Source organism: Sulfitobacter aestuariivivens (genome assembly GCF_014763045.1).
Lineage (GTDB): Bacteria > Pseudomonadota > Alphaproteobacteria > Rhodobacterales > Rhodobacteraceae > Sulfitobacter > Sulfitobacter aestuariivivens.
In genome coordinates, this window is sequence record NZ_JACTAG010000002.1 from 1,116,994 (window position 1) to 1,134,315 (window position 17,322).

General features: G+C 57.4%; 19 protein-coding genes. 10 read left to right on the forward strand and 9 right to left on the reverse strand.

The genetic code is table 11. The features are described 5' to 3' along the window. Positions 1–115: 115 nt before the first annotated feature. Positions 116–718, forward strand: coding sequence for an alpha-ketoglutarate-dependent dioxygenase AlkB family protein (locus H9Q16_RS15230; RefSeq protein WP_191076274.1), 603 nt, complete (start codon positions 116–118; stop codon positions 716–718). 56 nt (positions 719–774) lie between these two features. Here H9Q16_RS15230 and H9Q16_RS15235 read toward each other — a convergent pair whose 3' ends face one another. Both H9Q16_RS15235 and H9Q16_RS15240 read right to left on the reverse strand, forming a co-directional pair. Beyond that, complete coding sequence (locus H9Q16_RS15235) at positions 775–1,404, reverse strand: SH3 domain-containing protein (RefSeq protein ID WP_191076275.1); 630 nt, start codon at positions 1,402–1,404, stop codon at positions 775–777. Then, the gene (locus H9Q16_RS15240) at positions 1,401–2,225 is read right to left on the reverse strand and encodes an ABC transporter permease (protein ID WP_191076276.1); all 825 of its coding nucleotides are present in this window, start codon (positions 2,223–2,225) and stop codon (positions 1,401–1,403) included. The genes H9Q16_RS15235 and H9Q16_RS15240 overlap by 4 nt, the downstream gene beginning before the upstream one ends. Before the next feature lie 110 nt (positions 2,226–2,335). Here H9Q16_RS15240 and cysQ point away from each other — a divergent pair, with 110 nt between their 5' ends. The 9 genes from cysQ (at position 2,336) to H9Q16_RS15285 (ending at position 12,571) form a co-directional block, all read left to right on the forward strand. Further along, positions 2,336–3,133, forward strand: coding sequence for a 3'(2'),5'-bisphosphate nucleotidase CysQ (gene cysQ, locus H9Q16_RS15245; protein ID WP_191076277.1), 798 nt, complete (start codon positions 2,336–2,338; stop codon positions 3,131–3,133). Continuing rightward, positions 3,133–3,933 (forward strand): 3-deoxy-manno-octulosonate cytidylyltransferase, encoded by an 801-nt coding sequence (locus tag H9Q16_RS15250; RefSeq protein WP_191076278.1) that lies wholly within the window; start codon positions 3,133–3,135, stop codon positions 3,931–3,933. The genes cysQ and H9Q16_RS15250 overlap by 1 nt, the downstream gene beginning before the upstream one ends. Next, complete coding sequence (locus tag H9Q16_RS15255) at positions 3,930–5,165, forward strand: glycosyltransferase family 2 protein (protein WP_191076279.1); 1,236 nt, start codon at positions 3,930–3,932, stop codon at positions 5,163–5,165. The genes H9Q16_RS15250 and H9Q16_RS15255 overlap by 4 nt, the downstream gene beginning before the upstream one ends. A gap of 125 nt (positions 5,166–5,290) precedes the next feature. Then, positions 5,291–6,184, forward strand: coding sequence for a UTP--glucose-1-phosphate uridylyltransferase GalU (gene galU, locus H9Q16_RS15260; protein WP_191076280.1), 894 nt, complete (start codon positions 5,291–5,293; stop codon positions 6,182–6,184). A 20-nt stretch (positions 6,185–6,204) separates the two neighbouring features. Continuing rightward, entirely contained in the window at positions 6,205–7,188 is a 984-nt protein-coding gene (gene galE / locus H9Q16_RS15265) for a UDP-glucose 4-epimerase GalE (protein ID WP_191076281.1), read from the forward strand. Then, on the forward strand, positions 7,148–8,386 hold the full coding sequence (locus H9Q16_RS15270; protein ID WP_246455766.1) for a glycosyltransferase family 4 protein: 1,239 nt from the start codon (positions 7,148–7,150) through the stop codon (positions 8,384–8,386). Before galE ends, H9Q16_RS15270 begins: the two co-directional genes overlap by 41 nt. Positions 8,387–8,432: 46 nt before the next feature. After that, entirely contained in the window at positions 8,433–9,443 is a 1,011-nt protein-coding gene (locus H9Q16_RS15275) for a glycosyltransferase family 2 protein (RefSeq protein WP_191076282.1), read from the forward strand. Next, positions 9,440–11,140, forward strand: coding sequence for a beta-1,6-N-acetylglucosaminyltransferase (locus H9Q16_RS15280; protein WP_246455767.1), 1,701 nt, complete (start codon positions 9,440–9,442; stop codon positions 11,138–11,140). Before H9Q16_RS15275 ends, H9Q16_RS15280 begins: the two co-directional genes overlap by 4 nt. Before the next feature lie 3 nt (positions 11,141–11,143). Beyond that, entirely contained in the window at positions 11,144–12,571 is a 1,428-nt protein-coding gene (locus H9Q16_RS15285) for a nodulation protein NodH (protein ID WP_191076283.1), read from the forward strand. On the opposite strand, the gene H9Q16_RS15290 is transcribed toward H9Q16_RS15285, so the two are convergent. From H9Q16_RS15290 to H9Q16_RS15320, 7 genes are all read right to left on the reverse strand, one after another. Beyond that, positions 12,568–13,032 carry a PTS sugar transporter subunit IIA gene (locus H9Q16_RS15290; protein WP_191076284.1) on the reverse strand — a complete coding sequence of 155 codons (465 nt, stop codon included), beginning with the start codon at positions 13,030–13,032 and terminating at the stop codon, positions 12,568–12,570. The two genes, H9Q16_RS15285 and H9Q16_RS15290, sit on opposite strands and share 4 nt — an antisense overlap. 41 nt (positions 13,033–13,073) lie before the next feature. Continuing rightward, entirely contained in the window at positions 13,074–13,640 is a 567-nt protein-coding gene (hpf, locus tag H9Q16_RS15295; protein WP_191076285.1) for a ribosome hibernation-promoting factor, HPF/YfiA family, read from the reverse strand. A gap of 245 nt (positions 13,641–13,885) precedes the next feature. Continuing rightward, positions 13,886–14,644 carry an LPS export ABC transporter ATP-binding protein gene (gene lptB / locus H9Q16_RS15300; protein ID WP_191076286.1) on the reverse strand — a complete coding sequence of 253 codons (759 nt, stop codon included), beginning with the start codon at positions 14,642–14,644 and terminating at the stop codon, positions 13,886–13,888. Then, positions 14,644–15,138 carry a lipopolysaccharide transport periplasmic protein LptA gene (lptA, locus tag H9Q16_RS15305; protein WP_191076287.1) on the reverse strand — a complete coding sequence of 165 codons (495 nt, stop codon included), beginning with the start codon at positions 15,136–15,138 and terminating at the stop codon, positions 14,644–14,646. The genes lptB and lptA overlap by 1 nt, the downstream gene beginning before the upstream one ends. Next, a complete protein-coding gene (locus tag H9Q16_RS15310; protein WP_216859428.1) occupies positions 15,135–15,752 on the reverse strand; it encodes a hypothetical protein in 618 nt (205 codons plus the stop codon). The genes lptA and H9Q16_RS15310 overlap by 4 nt, the downstream gene beginning before the upstream one ends. Beyond that, positions 15,749–16,711: a KpsF/GutQ family sugar-phosphate isomerase gene (locus tag H9Q16_RS15315; protein ID WP_191076288.1), complete on the reverse strand. Its 963-nt coding sequence runs from the start codon at positions 16,709–16,711 to the stop codon at positions 15,749–15,751. The genes H9Q16_RS15310 and H9Q16_RS15315 overlap by 4 nt, the downstream gene beginning before the upstream one ends. After that, entirely contained in the window at positions 16,708–17,322 is a 615-nt protein-coding gene (locus H9Q16_RS15320; RefSeq protein ID WP_191076289.1) for a ribonuclease D, read from the reverse strand. Before H9Q16_RS15320 ends, H9Q16_RS15315 begins: the two co-directional genes overlap by 4 nt.

Sequence of the window (17,322 nt, forward strand, 5' to 3'; positions counted from 1 at the left end):
TGCGGCGGTTCGGAGGGTATATAAGGACCGAATATGCCCCTCGCAACCGTTGCAGAGGGGGCAAAACGGGATTCTGTGTGGATTTTTCGACAACTGCGGCGGGACAGGTAAAGATATGACACTTTTGCGTCTGCGCGGCTTTGAAATTCACAAAGGGTGGCTGGATCAGGCTGCGCAACAGAACATTCGCGATTCACTGCGCGAGGTTGTGCAGCAGGCGCCTTTGTTTCAGCCGCAAACGCCTTACGGCAAGCCGATGTCGGTGCGGCTTTCGTCGGCGGGAAAGTATGGGTGGTTTTCGGATCGGTCAGGCTATCGCTACGTGGATCGCCACCCGTCGGGTCGTCCCTGGCCTGCAATTCCGGCTTCTGTCCGTGCAGTCTGGGATGCACTGACAGGGCTTGAGAAACAACCGGAGTGTTGTCTGATCAACTACTATAGCGCCGATGCCCGAATGGGGCTGCATCAGGACAAGGATGAGGCCGATTTCCGGTGGCCGGTTGTGTCAATATCGCTGGGCGACGACGGGCTGTTTCGAATTGGCAATCAGACCCGGGGTGGCAAGACTGAATCGGTCTGGTTGCAGTCTGGGGATGTGGTCGTGATGGGTGGTGACGCGCGGCTGACCTATCACGGGGTGGACCGGATCAGGGGCGGGACGTCTTCGTTGTTGCCCAAGGGCGGACGCATCAATCTGACACTGCGGGTGGTGGAGTAGGCGTTTTCTTTGAAAGAAAACGATCCGGAAACTTTGAAAGTTTCCGTTTCCCTGCATCAGCGTGTCAAAGAACAGCACCCTGATTGCAGGACGAAGCCGTTCATGTTGCCAAGGATCAGATCCAGAGCGAACCCGTATTCGCGATCCGACATGCCATCGCCGCAGACTTCGTTTGCGAGCAAGGCAAGGCTGTCCAGATAGGGGCCATCACCGCTTCTTTCGAAAATGCCCACGATCGCGTGGCGGCCAGTATGGTTGTGGGATTGGGTGGTCGCATCAATACGGCCCATTTGTGTCGCGGTGTCCTGACTTTCATAGGTGATCTTTCCGGCATCGACTTTGAAGGACCAGAAAGGTTCAGTTCCCGCGCACCACAGTGTGTCAGGCGCGGCACCGTACCACTGGCCGGGCTGGCGCTGCAGGAAGGCAAGCGATACCCAGCCACTGCGTTCGCCAATGTTCACAAGTGCCCATGTCTGTCGGTCATTGGGGCGGATCAGTTCGACATCGCGCGTATCTGCCGCAAGGGTGCCGACGATTGGCGCGCCGGCGTTTGGTTCAGAACGGACATTGAGCACATCATCCGCAGCCACACCGCTGACGTTATAAAGCGCCGGCCAACGGTCCTGCGTTGCATTTGCCGGCAGTGCAAAGAGCAACAGACAAACAATCAGCCAGCCTTTCACCGCCGGGCATTCCAGCTGACGGAGGCGTGTTTGCGCGTATAGAATTCACCCATAAGCCCGATCATCACCAGAATAATCCCGACCCACATGGCGTATTCCCAGTTGCTGTAGCGCGGATAGTAGTTGAGAAACACAAATCCCCGCGCCTGATCGATGCAGTGAAACAGCGGGTTCCAGTCAAACATCTTGAGCATATATCCGGGCATCATGTTGGCCACGAACATTTTGCCAGATGCAATCATGTTTGCGCGCTGGTAGATCTGGGTGAATATGCTGACGAAAGTGGGAAACCACGGTTTGATTGCCAAGAGCACCAGACCCAATGCGCAACCAGTGAACCACGCCAGCAGCAGCATGCCGAAAGCCTCGATAGGCTGTTCGATTGAAATCGGTACAAAAGCCACGTGATAGGCAAAGAGGATAACCGCCAGCGACAGCACTTGAATATAGAGCGCGCCCAGCGCCGCAGAGGCGATGGCGATGATCGTGGTCATCGGCGCATGCTGCATCATTGGGCTGGCTGGCCCTTCTGATCCGGCAACCGCGCTTAGCGATTTGACGTGGGTCAGGTACAGAAAAATACCCGACATGATATACAGCAGGAAATCCCCGCGCAGGGCCGCCCCGCGCATGCCGAGGATTGAAAACATGATATAGAATGCCATCACGAAGAGCACGGTCTGCAACATGTTCATCGCAATCGCCATGAAGGCGTTGTTGTGCTGTTTGCGGATGCTGCGCACGATCGAATGGTAGATCAGTTCCAGCATTGCGAGGGCAGAAACAAAACTTCCCGTCGGTTTGCGCGTGGGCTGAAGCATGGTCTGTCCTCAAGATGGGCGATTGTATCGCACGGAATTCTTGCTGTTCCGTTAGCCGCGCAGCATAAGGGGGCCGCAGAGACTAATCAACGCAACCGGGGCTTTCAGGCATGGATTACACGAAACTGATGCAAGTGATGCGCACTTTGGCGCTGCAGGCGGGCGACAAGATCATGGAGATCTACGAGCGCGACGATTTTGATGTGAAATCCAAATCCGACGACAGCCCGGTGACTGCGGCGGATGAGGCGGCGGATGCCATCATTTCCGCCGGACTGCGCGCAGCCTTTCCGGACGTGATGCTAGTCACGGAAGAACAGGCCGCAACTCATTCGGCTAAGGGCGATACCTTTTTGATTGTCGATCCGCTTGATGGGACCAAGGAGTTCATTCATCGACGCGGCGATTTTACCGTCAACATCGCCTTGGTCGAGGGTGGCGTGCCAACCCGTGGTGTTGTTTATGCGCCTGCCAAATCGCGAATGTTTTTCACGCGGGCTGATGGTCAAGCGGTTGAAGAGCAGGGACCGTTCGAGAAAGAGGATGTGGGCCCTATGCGCGAGATATCAGTCTCTAACGCGGATAATTCGGCCCTGATGGTCGTGGCCTCGAAATCACACAGGGATCAGGCGACTGACGATTACATCGGCAAGTACGCGGTCAAGGACATGACCTCTGCGGGGTCGTCGCTCAAGTTCTGTTTGGTGGCGACGGGAGAGGCGGATTTGTATCCGCGGCTGGGGCGCACGATGGAGTGGGATACCGCTGCGGGTCATGCCGTTCTGGCTGGTGCGGGGGGGCAGGTGGTGCGGTTTGATGATCTGACGCCGCTGGTCTACGGCAAGGCGGATTTCGCCAATCCGTTCTTCATCGCGCTCGCGCCCGGCGTTGATCTGAAAGCCGCGTGATGTCCAGTTTGATCGTCATCCCCGCCCGCTATCAATCCTCGCGTTATCCCGGCAAGCCATTGGCGGCACTTAAAGGTGCGGGTGGCGTGTCGCGCAGTCTGATTGAGCGGTCCTGGCGGGCGGCTCAGGATGTGACCGGCGTGGACCGGGTGGTGGTGGCCACCGATGACGACAGGATCAGAGATGCGGCAGAGGCATTTGGCGCAGAAGTTGTCATGACCTCGGTTGAGTGTGCCAATGGGACGGAAAGATGCGCCGAGGCACACGAGAAGCTGGGTGGCAGTTTTGACATTGTCATAAACCTGCAGGGCGACGCCCCGCTGACGCCGCATTGGTTTATCGAAGATCTGGTAGAGGGTTTGCAGGGCGCGCCCAAGGCTGAAATTGCCACGCCGGTTCTGCGGTGCGATGGCGCGACGCTGAATAGTTTTCTGACTGACCGCAAGGCGGGTCGGGTCGGAGGCACGACGGCGGTCTTTGCGGCGGATCATCAGGCAATGTATTTTTCCAAAGAGGTGGTTCCGTTCACGTCCAAGGCCTATGCGGACAAAGATATGACACCTGTTTTCCACCACGTCGGGGTCTATGCCTACCGCCCTGATGCGCTGGCGGCGTACCCGTCCTGGAACGTTGGCCCATTGGAGCAGCTTGAGGGGTTGGAGCAGTTACGGTTCATGGAAAACGGGCGCGCGGTGCTATGTGTTGAGGTTGAAGCGCGCGGCCGCGCGTTCTGGGAGCTGAATAATCCCGAGGATGTGCCGAAAATAGAGACTATGATGGCACAAATGGGCCTTGAATGACCGACCTGACGGTCAGCGTGATCGTGGTCAGCCGGTGCCGCCCGGTCGCCTTGAAACGCTGTCTTACGGGTATTTCGCAACTTCAGTTTGATCCATTTGAGGTCATTGTCGTGGCAGACCCTGAAGGAATTGCGGCGGCAGGGACATTAACGTTTTCTGACCATCTGAAGTTGGTGGCGTTTGATGAGCCCAACATTTCTGCCGCGCGCAATCTTGGGGTGGAACATGCTGCGGGTGATATCGTGGCTTTCATCGATGATGACGCTGTGCCGGAACCCCAATGGCTGCACTATTTGGTGGCCCCTGCGAACCAGAGCGATGTGGCCGCGTTGGGTGGATTTGTGCGGGGCCGCAACGGCATATCCTTTCAATGGCGGGCCCGCAGCCTGGACGCGCAAGGGTTTTCCCACCATATCAATGTCGACGCGCAAAAGGCGACGGTTCTTACGCCGCCCGAGGGCCGTGCCGTGAAGACAGAAGGCACTAACATGGCGTTTCGCCGGGATGTGCTGCTGGACCTTGGCGGGTTTGACACCGCGTTTCACTACTTTCTGGATGAGACCGACGTGAACATGCGTCTTGCGCGTGCCGGCCATGCCACGGCAATCGCCCCTTTGGCCGAGGTGCATCATGGGTTTGATGCAAATTCAACGCGGACCCGCGGGCGTGTCCCACGAGATCTTTTTGATATCGGTGCAAGCTGGGCGGTGTTCCAGCGCAAGCACCTGCCAGAGCCTGCCCATCAGGGCCATTGGGCGGATATCAGGGCGGATCAGCGGCGCAGAGTGCTGGGACACTTTGTTCAGGGCCGACTTGAGCCAGGGGATGTGCGACATCTGATGAGGCGACTGGACGCGGGGTATGAGGAAGGCAGACAACGCGTTCTTGGGCGTGTGGCCCTTGCCGCGCATCCACGTGCGCCCTTCAAACGCTTTCCATCAAAAGAGAGGGCCAGCGTTCTGATTGCAACGCGACCGATCCATGGCGCAGCTGCGCTTGCCGAGGCCAGAGAAAGGGTGAAAAGCGGCGAGATTGTCACCGTGCTTAATCTGTCACCTACAGGTATTTTCCATCAACTTCGTTTTGACGATGAGGGCTTTTGGATGCAAAAGGGCGGCGTGTTTGGCAGATCAGATCGCAAAGATCCGCTTATACGGCTGACAACACGCGCCAAAAGAGTGAAAAGAGAACGCGCGCGGGTGGCAATTCAGCGTGGTTTGGGCGAGGAATAGATTTAGGGAGCGATATTTCCCGATGTTGAGCCGAATTTTAGAAATCCGGGCGAAATAATGGGCGGGCGCGAAACGCACCTGTTCCGCGAACCAAAGCACCTCAGTCAGAGGGTAACGAGAGTAAGATGCGTAAAAAAGTAACCAAGGCGATCTTTCCCGTAGCAGGCATGGGCACCCGGTTTCTGCCTGCGACCAAGTCGGTTCCAAAGGAAATCATGACCCTCGTTGACCGCCCGTTGGTGCAATATGCCATCGATGAGGCGCGTGCCGCCGGAATCAAGGAATTCATCTTTGTCACGTCGCGGGGCAAGGGCGCGTTGGAAGACTACTTTGACCACGCACCGCAGCTTGAGCAGGAATTGCGCAAGAAGGGCAAGACTGAGCTGTTGGAGACCTTGCAGAACACCAACATGGAAAGTGGCGCTATTGCCTATATCCGTCAGCACAAGGCGCTGGGCCTTGGCCATGCCGTTTGGTGCGCGCGACGTCTGATTGCCAACGAACCCTTTGCAGTCATGCTGCCCGATGACGTGATCGCGGCAGACAAGCCCTGCCTTCAGCAGATGGTCGAGGCCTATGCCGAAACCGGGGGCAATATCGTTGCCGCGATGGAAGTCGAGCCTGAGCAGACGTCTTCGTACGGGGTGCTGGATGTGTCTGACGATATGGGCAGCCTTGTGAAGGTCAAAGGGATGGTGGAAAAACCCAAGGCGGAAGATGCGCCATCGAACCTTGCCGTCATTGGCCGCTATATTCTGGAACCCTCCGTTTTGCGTAATCTCAACCAAATCAAATCCGGGTCAGGCGGCGAGATCCAGCTGACTGATGCGATCGCCCGCGACATTGCAGACGGAAATGATGTTTATGGCTATCGGTTCCGGGGGCAACGGTTCGATTGCGGCTCTAAATCAGGGTTTTTGCAGGCGACTGTTGCATTCGGTCTGGCCCGTGAAGACCTTAGGGATGATCTCAGCAGCTATCTGCACAGTATCATGCAGGTCGACAAGGCCGCACAGTAAACCCGATTCGGAGGCATTCGATGAGCAACGTTCTGGTCACTGGCGGAGCGGGCTATATCGGCTCGCATGCCTGCAAAGCGCTGAAGGCCGCAGGATATACGCCTGTAACGTTCGACAATCTGGTGACAGGCTGGCGGGATGCGGTGAAGTTCGGACCGTTCGAAGAGGGCGATCTGCTGGATCGTGCACGTCTTGATGCCGTCTTTGCCAAGTATCAGCCAATCGCCGTCATGCACTTTGCCGCGTTGAGCCAGGTGGGGGAGAGCATGGCTGAGCCGGGCAAGTATTGGCGCAACAACGTTTCGGGGTCATTGAACCTGATTGAGGCTGCTGTGGATGCCGATTGCCTGAATTTCGTCTTTTCGTCCACCTGCGCGACCTATGGGGATCAGGATAATGTGGTGCTGGATGAGACATCGGTGCAGCAGCCGATCAATGCTTACGGTGCCTCCAAGCGTGCCATCGAAGATATCCTGCGGGATTTTGAAGCGTCGCATGGGTTAAGCCATGTCATATTCCGCTATTTCAACGTCGCAGGTGCAGATCCTGAGGCCGAAGTGGGCGAATACCACCAGCCAGAGACACATCTTATTCCTCTGATGCTGGACGCGATTGACGGAAAGCGCGATGCGTTGACGATTTTTGGCACTGATTATGATACACCTGATGGCACCTGCATTCGGGACTACGTTCATGTCTGTGATCTGGTTGATGCACATGTTCTTGGTTTGAAATGGCTGATGGATGGCAAGGAAAGCCGTGTCTTTAATCTTGGTACCGGGGCGGGCTTTTCAGTGCGCGAGGTGATTGATCACAGCCGCGACGTGACCAATCGAGAGGTGCCATTTCAGATCGGGGACCGGCGCGCGGGGGATTGTACCCGATTGGTATCGGGCTCGACACGGGCTGTGCAGGAACTTGGGTGGAAACCGGAAAAATCGAGTTTGAAACAGATGATCACCGATGCATGGAGATGGCACCAGACCGGCCATTACGACGCCTGAGATGGCGCGCGCGCGCCTGATCGACCTGACACGCAGTCTGCGGCGGGCGGGCAGGATTGCAACGGGGATTGATCGGGTCGAACACGCGTATCTCGGCCGCTTTTTGTCCGATACAGAGCCTGTTTTCGGAATAGTGCGCACGCCTTTTGGATATCTGCTGCTGGATCGTGCAGGGCTTGAGGCGGTGCGCGATCGTCTGGATGGTCTTGTCCCTTGGGGAGGCGTTTCGCTGATGTCGCGGTTGGCGCCGGGACGTGATGAGATTGCCTTGCGCGCAGAAAGCGATGCGCGGCAGCTGGCGATTGCGCGGGTGTCTCGCCGTGGATTGCGGCGGATGCTGCGCGCGCATCTGGACGGCGCAGTCGATTATTTTAATGTCGGCCATAGCGACCTGACCGATCGGGTACTGGATGCCGTAGACGGTATTGGCGGGGCCATTCATGTGATGATCCACGACGTGATCCCGCTGGAGCATCCAGAGTACCAGCGAAAGGGCGCAGCGCGCCGTTTTGAAAAGAAGCTTCGCCGCGTCGGGGCGCGGGCGCACCGCATCATCTATAATTCTGCCGATACCAGATCACGTGCGGAACGCCATCTGGAGAGTTGGGGCCGCGTACCGGATGGAATTGTTGCGCATTTGGGAACAATTACGCTGCAGGCCGACGCTACAGCATTGCCCGTGGGGTTGCCGCCGCGCGGTCCATACTTTGTCACGGTGGGAACGATTGAGCCGCGCAAGAACCATGCCTTTCTGCTGGATCTCTGGGACGACTGGGGGCAGGACGCGCCGCCGTTGTTGATCTGTGGCAGCCGGGGTTGGAACAACGAAGAGGTTTTTGCCCGATTGGACGCCTTGCCGCCTGACGGTGCGGTCCGCGAACTACCCGGATTGGATGATGCCGGTCTGGCCGCGTTAATTGAAAAATCTTCTGGTGTACTCTTTCCCAGTGTAGCGGAAGGTTTTGGTCTTCCTCCGGTTGAAGCGCTTTCTCTGGGGGCGCGTGTTTTATGCAACGATTTGAATGTTTTCAGAGAAATTCTGGGCAAAAACCCAGTCTACGTTGATGTTTCTGACCCAAAAATGTGGAAAAATACATTAATGCGTTGGGCAAATGAGCCGCCAGACGCGCCAGAGGAACACCGGTACTCTGGTTCCACTTGGGACGATCACTTCAAGACTGTGTTAAGTTTGATGTGATAGCGCAGAAAACGAGCGGCGAAGTCCAAGAGGGTGAGGGCGGTTTTTGGGCATCATTCAGTCATATCGGCTGAGGCTTCAGCGGAAGCGCTGGCGCATTCGTGCGTTTCGAAAACGTCGAGAGCTGAAGCGCGTTGTAGATCGCACCAGTCAGATCCGAGATGACGACATTCTGCTGTTCAGCACGCAGCGGAATGAACGGATCAGGCTGCCCTATTTCCTGGAATACTATCGCGATATGGGCGTTGGCCATTTTTTCATCGTGGACAATGACAGCGATGATGGATCGCACAGCTATCTGATAGACCAGCCGGATGTGTCTCTCTGGTCTAGCCAGGCAAGTTACCGGCGCTCGCGGTTTGGGGTCGACTGGCTGAACTGGCTGCAGATGAAGTACGCACATGGCCATTGGACGCTGACAGTCGATCCGGACGAATTTCTGGTCTATCCGTTCTGCGATACCCGCCCGCTGCGCGCGCTTACGGACTGGTTGGATGCATCATCGATCAAGTCGTTTTCGGCGATGTTGCTGGACATGTATCCCAAGGGCCGGATTGACGAACAGCCCTACCGCGCGGGCCAGAACCCGATGGAGATCGCATCGTGGTTCGACAGCGGGAATTATACAATTTCGCGCAATCACAAATTTACAAACCTGTGGATACAGGGTGGGCCCCGTGCACGCGTCTTTTTTCCCGATACGCCAGAAAAGGCACCGGCGCTGAACAAGGTGCCGTTGGTGAAATGGGACAAACGATATGCCTATGTCAGTTCGACCCACATGTTGCTGCCACGCGGATTGAACCAGGTCTACGATGAATGGGGGGGTGAAAAGGCCTCGGGCGTGCTGTTGCATGCCAAGTTCCTGGATACCTTCGGGGCCAAGGCCGCCGAAGAGCTTGAGCGCAATCAGCATTATGCGGCGTCGGTTGAATACAAGGCCTATGCAGAGCGACTGAAGGATGATCCACAGCTTTGGTGCAAATGGTCAGAGCGGTACATCAACTGGCGGCAGCTTGAGATTCTGGGCCTGATGTCCAAGGGCAACTGGGCATGAGCGGCGTCGGAATTGTCATGCTGGTGCACACGGCACTGGCCCGCGCAGAGCAGGTTGCCCGCCACTGGTCGGCGGCAGGATGTCCCGTTGTGATCCATGTGGACAAGGGCGTGCCGCGGCGCACGTATGACACGTTCGTCACTTCGCTGGGGGATTTGCCAAAGGTCAAGTTCAGCAACAGATATCGGTGCGAATGGGGGACATGGGGGATCGTGGCCGCCTCGCAATCCGCATCGGAACTGATGCTGGCAAGCTTTCCGGATGTGCGGCATGTTTATCTGGCTTCGGGGTCCTGTCTGCCGCTGCGCCCAGTGGAGGAACTGATTGCATATCTGGCAGCGCGCCCCCAAACGGACTTCATCGAAAGCGCGACAACATCCGATGTGCCCTGGACGGTCGGGGGTCTGGATGAGGAGCGGTTTACCCTGCGTTTTCCGGTTTCCTGGAAGAAGAACCGCTATCTTTTTGACCGATTTGTTGAGGTGCAGCGCCGCTTTGGGCTTCAGCGCAAAATGCCCAACGGGGTTATCCCGCATATGGGGTCGCAGTGGTGGTGCCTGAGCCGGCGCACCCTGTCAGCCATTCTGCAGGACCCTGAGCGGCGAAAATACGACCGGTTCTTCCGGCATGTCTGGATCCCGGATGAATCCTATTTTCAGACGTTGGCGCGGCTCTACTCGTCCAAGATTGAAAGCCGGTCGCTGACATTGAGCAAGTTCGATTTTCAGGGCAAGCCCCATATTTTCTATGACGATCACCTGCAGTTGCTGCGCCGTTCCGATTGTTTTGTCGCACGCAAGATCTGGCCTTACGCGGATCGCCTCTACGAGGCATTTCTAACCGATCCGTCCGGGGCGATGAAACGGACAGAGCCGAACCCCGGCAAGATTGACCGCATCTTTGCCAAGGCGGTGGAGCGGCGGACCCGAGGGCGGTCGGGCCTGTATATGCAAAGCCGCTTTCCGAATGAGGATTGGGAAAATGGCGTGACTGCCGCGCCCTATTCGATGTTTCAGGGGTTTTCGGAATTGTTCGAAAATTTTGAACCGTGGTTGGCGAAGGCGACAGAAGCGCGTGTGCATGGGCATCTCTTTGCCCCGGACAGGGCGCATTATGCCGAGGGTCAAAAGACCCTGAATGGCGCGCAGTCAGATTCCGCTATACTTCGGGACTATAGTGCCAAGGCGTTTTTAACAAATCTGATCTGGAACACCCGTGGCGAACGGCAGTGCTTTCAATTCGGGCCCGCGGACAATCAGGATATCAACTGGTTGGTGGCAAAAGACCCTAATGCGCAGGTTTCGGTGATCACCGGGGCCTGGGCTGTGCCGCTCTTTCGGTCGAACCTCGACTTTGTCGAAATTCGCCGGCTGGCTGCCAGACTACAGCAGATCGAAAGCAAGCACATGGATGTGCTACGGTCACCGTATCGCAAAGCGCGGGTGCGGATCTGGAGCATGGCGGAGTTTATTGAGGCACCGATGGAACCCCTGCAGGGCATTCTGGACGAGATTGGTCGGACCAAGTTGCGCCGCCTGGCAGAGGTGCCCCAGATGGTTGATCTGAACGGGTTCGGGCAGTTTCTGCAGAATCTCAAAAATCAGGGGATGCACCCTTACTTGATGGGTGATTTCCCCGCCGAACGCGGAATTGCAGCCACCGCCAAGCCTGCGCGCAAACCCTATCTGGTGAGGTAGAGCATGGGCCGCGCCTTTGACAGTTTCGTGGTTTTTGCCGAGATGCGTACCGGTAGCAATTTTCTGGAAGCGAACCTCAATGCCTTTGAGGGTATCCAGTGTCATGGTGAGGCCTTCAATCCTCATTTCATCGGATATCCGAACAACAAACCGATCCTTGGTGTCGATCTGGATACCCGCGACAAGGATCCGGCGCGGCTGCTTGATGCGATCCGGGGGACGACGGACGTATTGAGCGGGTTTCGCTTTTTCCATGACCACGACCCCCGCGTTTTTGACAAGATCATCGAGGATACGCGTTGTGCCAAGATCGTGCTGACGCGCAATCCGGTCGAAAGCTATGTCAGTTGGAAGATCGCGCAGGCCACAGGCCAGTGGAAGCTAACGGATATCAAAGCGCACAAGGCGGCGCAGGCGCAGTTTGACAGTGATGAATTTGCCGCCCATCTGGATGCCCTGCAGCAGTTCCAGGTGACCTTGCTGAACCGATTGCAAACATCCGGACAGGTGGCATTTTACCTGGCCTATGAAGACCTGCAAAGCGTTGAGGTCATGAATGGCCTGGCGCGGTATCTGGGTGTGGATGAGACGCTTGAGGGGTTGGACAAGAAGCTGAAAAAGCAGAACCCCAATCCGATCTCGGCCAAGGTCAGCAATTACGACGAAATGCTGGCGGCGCTGGCGCGGATGGATCGGTTTGATCTGACCCGAACGCCCAACTTTGAGCCGCGTCGCGGGCCGAATGTGCCGTCTTACGTGGCTGCGGCCGAAAGCGCGCTATTGTATCTGCCGCTGAAATCCGGGCCGCTTGAGCAAGTGACGGCGTGGATGGCGGCGCTGGATGGCGTTAATCTCGAGGATTTGCGGACCAAGCTCACGCAGAAAGACCTGCGCCGTTGGAAGCGGCGCCATCCCGGGCACCGCAGCTTTACGGTGCTCAGGCATCCGGTGGCGCGCGCGCATGATGCCTTCTGTCGCCATATTGTGCACACGGGCGCGGGCAGCTTTGTTCATCTGCGCAATACGATGATCCGACGTTACAAGATGCCGCTGCCCCCGGATGGGCCTGATGCGGGCTATGACAAGGACGCGCATCGCGCTGCCTTTGCCGCCTTTCTGACCTTTCTGAAGGGCAATCTGTCCGGGCAGACCGCGATACGTGTGGATAACGCGTGGTGCACGCAGGCACAGGCGTTGACGGGATTTGGTGATCTGGCGCTGCCGGACCGGTTGATCCGCGAGGAAGATATGGCGGTTGAACTGGCCGAATTGGCGACGATTGTTGGCGCGCCTGACGCACCGGCCTTGCCAGAGGCGGTTCCGGACCAGCCGATCACCTTGGCAGAGATCTATGATGAGAGGATCGAAGACCTGGCGGCAGAAGCCTACCAGCGCGATTATGTGACCTTTGGTTTTGGTCGCTGGGCCTAGGCGGCCTGCGTCGACTGTTCTTCGGTCAGGATTGTGTAGAGCGTCGTTGCAACCGGGTTGGCGCGCAGCTTGTTGCAGATGCTGTTGTTGCGCAGCGTGCGGCTGACGAGGGCCAGTGCCTTGAGATGTTCGACGCCCGCATCTGTCGGTGCAAACAGGGCAAAGGCCAGATCAACGGGCTGACGGTCAACGGAAGAGAAATCAATCGGCTTGTCCAGAAGGACGAATGCGCCGACGACTTCTTCCAGACCGTCCAGCCGCGCATGTGGCAGAGCAACACCGCGACCGACACCGGTCGGTCCCAGCGATTCGCGGGTCATGAGAGCGTTGACAACGTCAGACGCGCTGAGGTTATAGGCATTTTGCACCAAATCCCCGATATCCTGCATCAGGCGCTTTTTGCTGGACGCTGAGGTCAATACCTTGACCGCCTCCGGCTTGAGAACTCTCACAAGATCCATAACGTTTGCTCTGCCCTTGGACGCCTGTTGCGCCCTTTATGTTATGCCGGATCGATCCAGCCGATGTTGCCGTCCTCGCGACGGTACACGACGTTCAATCCCTCTTTTCCCTCTTTGCGGAACACTAGCACAGGGGCTCCTCCCAATTCCATCTGCATCACCGCTTCTCCGACAGACAAGGTAGCGATCTTGGTCTGCATTTCGGCGATTATCATAGGTTGAAGAGTTTCTGGCTCCTGCGCGTCCGAGTCGCTTTCAGAGGCGAGGATATAAGAGGATGCTCCAAGGAGTTCAACCGGTTCGACACGTTCCTTGTGATGGTCCTTGAGACGGCGCTTGTAACGGCGCAGCTGTTTCTCCATCTTTTCGCAACATCCATCGAATGCCGCATAAATTTCGGTGTCATGTGCCTTGGCAGATGCGGTCAGACCGGTGGAAAGGTGTACTGTTGCCTCGCAGACAAACTCATGCCCCGACTTTGAGAAGACCACCGTCGCGTCAGTAGGACGGCCAGCGTACTTCTGAACGGCTGCGCCCAGCTCTGCCTTGACGTGGGTTTGCAGGGCGTCACCGATGTCGATCTGTTTGCCGCTGATCTGGTACCGCATAGGGTCTCCTTCTTGATTGGCCTGAACATCGCAAATCGGACCACGAGCGTGGCCGAGCAATGGTTCAGATGCGGGTTGCTGGCATTTTCGGTTGCTTGTTTTTTGCCATGCCTTGGCTGAAAGGCCGATGCAGGATCAAACAGGAACGCGGTGCTGCCATCCCATGATCAGGCCAAGATTTCGTCTGAAAGTCAATGGCCGGACACCCATTTGCGCGGAAAAATACTGTTAACCATTTGGAAGCGTTAAGAAATGCGGAAGTTATCGCCAAGATAGACCCGGCGGACGTTTTCGTTCTGCACAACCTCGTTGGGCGTGCCCGACATCAGCACTTTGCCTTCGTGCAGGATATAGGCGCGGTCAACGATTTCGAGGGTTTCGCGCACGTTATGATCGGTGATCAGCACGCCAATGCCGCGGGTTTTCAGATCGGCGACCAGATGGCGGATATCGCCCACCGATATCGGGTCAACTCCTGCAAAAGGTTCATCCAGCAACAGATATTTCGGGTCTGCGGCCAGGCACCGCGCGATTTCGACCCGTCGCCGTTCACCGCCTGAGAGGGCCAGTGCAGGTGCGCGGCGCAGGTGTTCGATGGAAAACTCGGACAGCAGTTCTTCGAGCCGTTCCCGGCGCTGGTGACGATGTGCCACCGTGATGTCGAGAATCGCGGCGATGTTGTCCTGAACGGACAGACCACGAAAAATGCTCATTTCCTGCGGCAGATAGCCGATACCCAGTTGCGCGCGGCGATACATGGGCAGCGTCGTCACGTCTTTGCCATCCACTGTGACGGTGCCCGCTTCGGGTGTGACCAGACCGGCGACCGAATAGAACGTGGTCGTCTTGCCAGACCCGTTTGGCCCCAGCAGCGCTACCACTTCGCCGCGATCCAGATGCATCGAAAAATCGCGGATAACGGTCTTTTTGCGATAGGATTTGCGCAGGTGTTCTATTCTAAGGCCGGCGTTCCCGTCAGCCACCGCCAGCTTGGGGGGTGCCATCAGTTATCACCACCGGTTTGCAGAATGGTTTTAACCCGGCCCGACATCTGCGCTGTGCCATCAGACAGGCGTACCGACATGCGATCCGCACTCAGCGCGCTTTGGCCCTGCGCAAGCAGCACATTGCCCGACATCACGATGGTACCTTCATCAATGCTGTAGTCGGCGCGCTCTGCCTCAGCGGCGTCGGGGCCGGACACCAGCGTCACACCGCCTGTCGCCTCGAGGCGCGAAATGCCTTCACCACCGTCGCCATAGACGACCAGGACTCGAGCTGCTGACAAACGCATTTCCCCCTGTCCGATCAACACATTGCCCTCGAACACAGCGGTACCGTTTTCCTGATCCACGTTGAGATTGTCGGCTGTTACTTCAACCGGTTGGCTGGTGTCTTGCCGGATGGTGCCGAATGCGACGTTTGTGCCTTGTGCAAACGCTGCTGTCGCCAGGGCGAACAGGAAAACAGGCAGAAGCAGAAGTCTCACGGCGATCACTCTTTTAACTCTTTTGGGGTGTATATCAGCTTCACACCGTTTGTGAAAACCAATTGGGGGGCCTTGGTGCCATCGCGGGGGAACAGCGTCATACTGCCGGCGGAAAGGGTGCCCGCGGGCGCGATCCCTTCAACCGGACCGGGGGATGTGAGCGCAAGGACGGACATTTTGGTTTCCAGCATATCGCTGGCCAACCGGTACCCGCCTGACGTCGAAATTACCACTTTGTCCTGCAATCTTGCCATGTCGTCGACGATATGAAAGCTCGCCCGGTTAGCTTCAAGCGTGACGACGCTGCCCTCCGCCAGTTCCAATACCGACCTGATCTGTTGCGCTTCGTTTGCGTCGGTTTCGCCCTGCGGCGTTGTAAGTTTTTCGGCGGAAAACGACACTTTGTCGCCATCGGCGGTGGTCCCGGTAAAGAAGGGCCCGGTGACCTGCTGGTCGCGCAGGCGGTCCTGAATTTCCTTGTCGGCAAAGGGGATCACCGTTTCGGGGTCATTGCTGCGGGACAAAAGAAACAGCGTGGAGAGGATGGCAAGGGCAGTTAGTGGAAAGACCACCTTGAGCCAGGAAATCAGCCGGGAGTAGCGATCTGAGGCCACGGCACTCATCCCAGTCCGACGCGTAGGCAATCGTGGATGTGCAGCAAACCGGTCGGTTTGCCGGGGGCGTTGGGATCGACAACCAAAAGACACGTGATCTTGCGGTCGTTCATAATGCGCACGGCCTTTTCGGCCAGCGCATCCGGGTCGATGGTAATGGGCGAGGGGGTCATCACATCGCGCGCCTTGAATGTGGGCAGCCCTTCGATATGGCGGCTGAGGTCACCGTTGGTGATGATCCCGGCTAACTGGCCCGCATCGTCGGTGACGCCTGTGACGCCAAAGCCTTTTTCCCCGATCTGTGAGAGGGCATCGCTCATCGGGGCGTCTTGATGCACCAAGGGAATTGCATCGCCCGTGTGCATCAAATCCGCAACCCGGCTGAGCTGGGCGCCCAGCTTGCCGCCCGGGTGGAAGTCGCGGAAGTGTTCTGCCGTGAAGTCGCGGTTCTCCATCAATGCCACTGCCAGCGCATCGCCCAAAGCGAGCGTCATGGTGGTCGAGTTGGTGGGAACGACGCCGGTGCCGCAGGCCTCACCGGTTTGGGGCAATTGCAGTATGACATCTGACTGGCGCGCCAGCGCGCTGCCAAGGCGGCTGGTCATGCCGATCAGGGGGATGTCATAGCGGCGCGAATAGATCAGCAGGTTGGCAAGTTCGGGCGCTTCGCCAGAGTTCGAGATGGCCAATACCACGTCATCGCGTGTGATCATGCCCAGATCGCCGTGGCTGGCCTCGGCCGGGTGTACGAATTGCGCGGGCGTCCCGGTGGAGGCAAGCGTCGCTGCGATCTTGTTCGCGATGTGGCCGGACTTGCCAATGCCGGTGACAATGATCCGCCCTTTGCAGCCCTTCATCAGGTCGATGGCATCGCGAAAGCGCGCATCCAGGCTGTCGGCCAACGTCATCAGCGCCTCGGCCTCTGTGCGGATCACGCGGGCGGCGGTATCAAGGAAAGGGGTGCTCATGAATGGGCAAATATGTCCGTGTCCGGCCATCCTTCAAGGTCCAGGCGGGCGCGGGTCGGTAGAAAGTCGAAACATGTCTGTGCGATTTCCATGCGGCCTTCGCGTTCCAGCATCGCATTCAGCCTGTCGCGCAGTTGGTGCAGATAAAGGACATCGGATGCGGCATATTCTAGCTGCGCTTCGGTCAGATCGGTGGCGCCCCAGTCACTGGATTGCTGCTGCTTGGAGATGTCGATTTGCAGCATCTCTTGCAGCAGTTTCGCCAGCCCGTGCCGGTCTGTGTAGGTGCGCACAAGGCGGCTGGCGATCTTGGTGCAATAGACCGGTGCGGTCAGCGCGCCAAAGGCGTTCAGCATGGCGGCGATGTCGAAGCGGCCGAAGTGAAAGAGCTTGAGAACATCAGGGTTTTCCAGCAGGGCGCATAGATTGGGTGCCTCAGTCTGTCCTTTGGCGATCTGCACCAGATGTGCGTTTCCGTCGCCGCCCGACAATTGCACAACGCACAGGCGGTCGCGGTGCGGGTTCAGGCCCATGGTTTCACAATCGATGGCAACCATAGGACCCAGATCAAGGCCGTCAGGCAGATCGTTTTGATAAAGAGTATTTGTCAT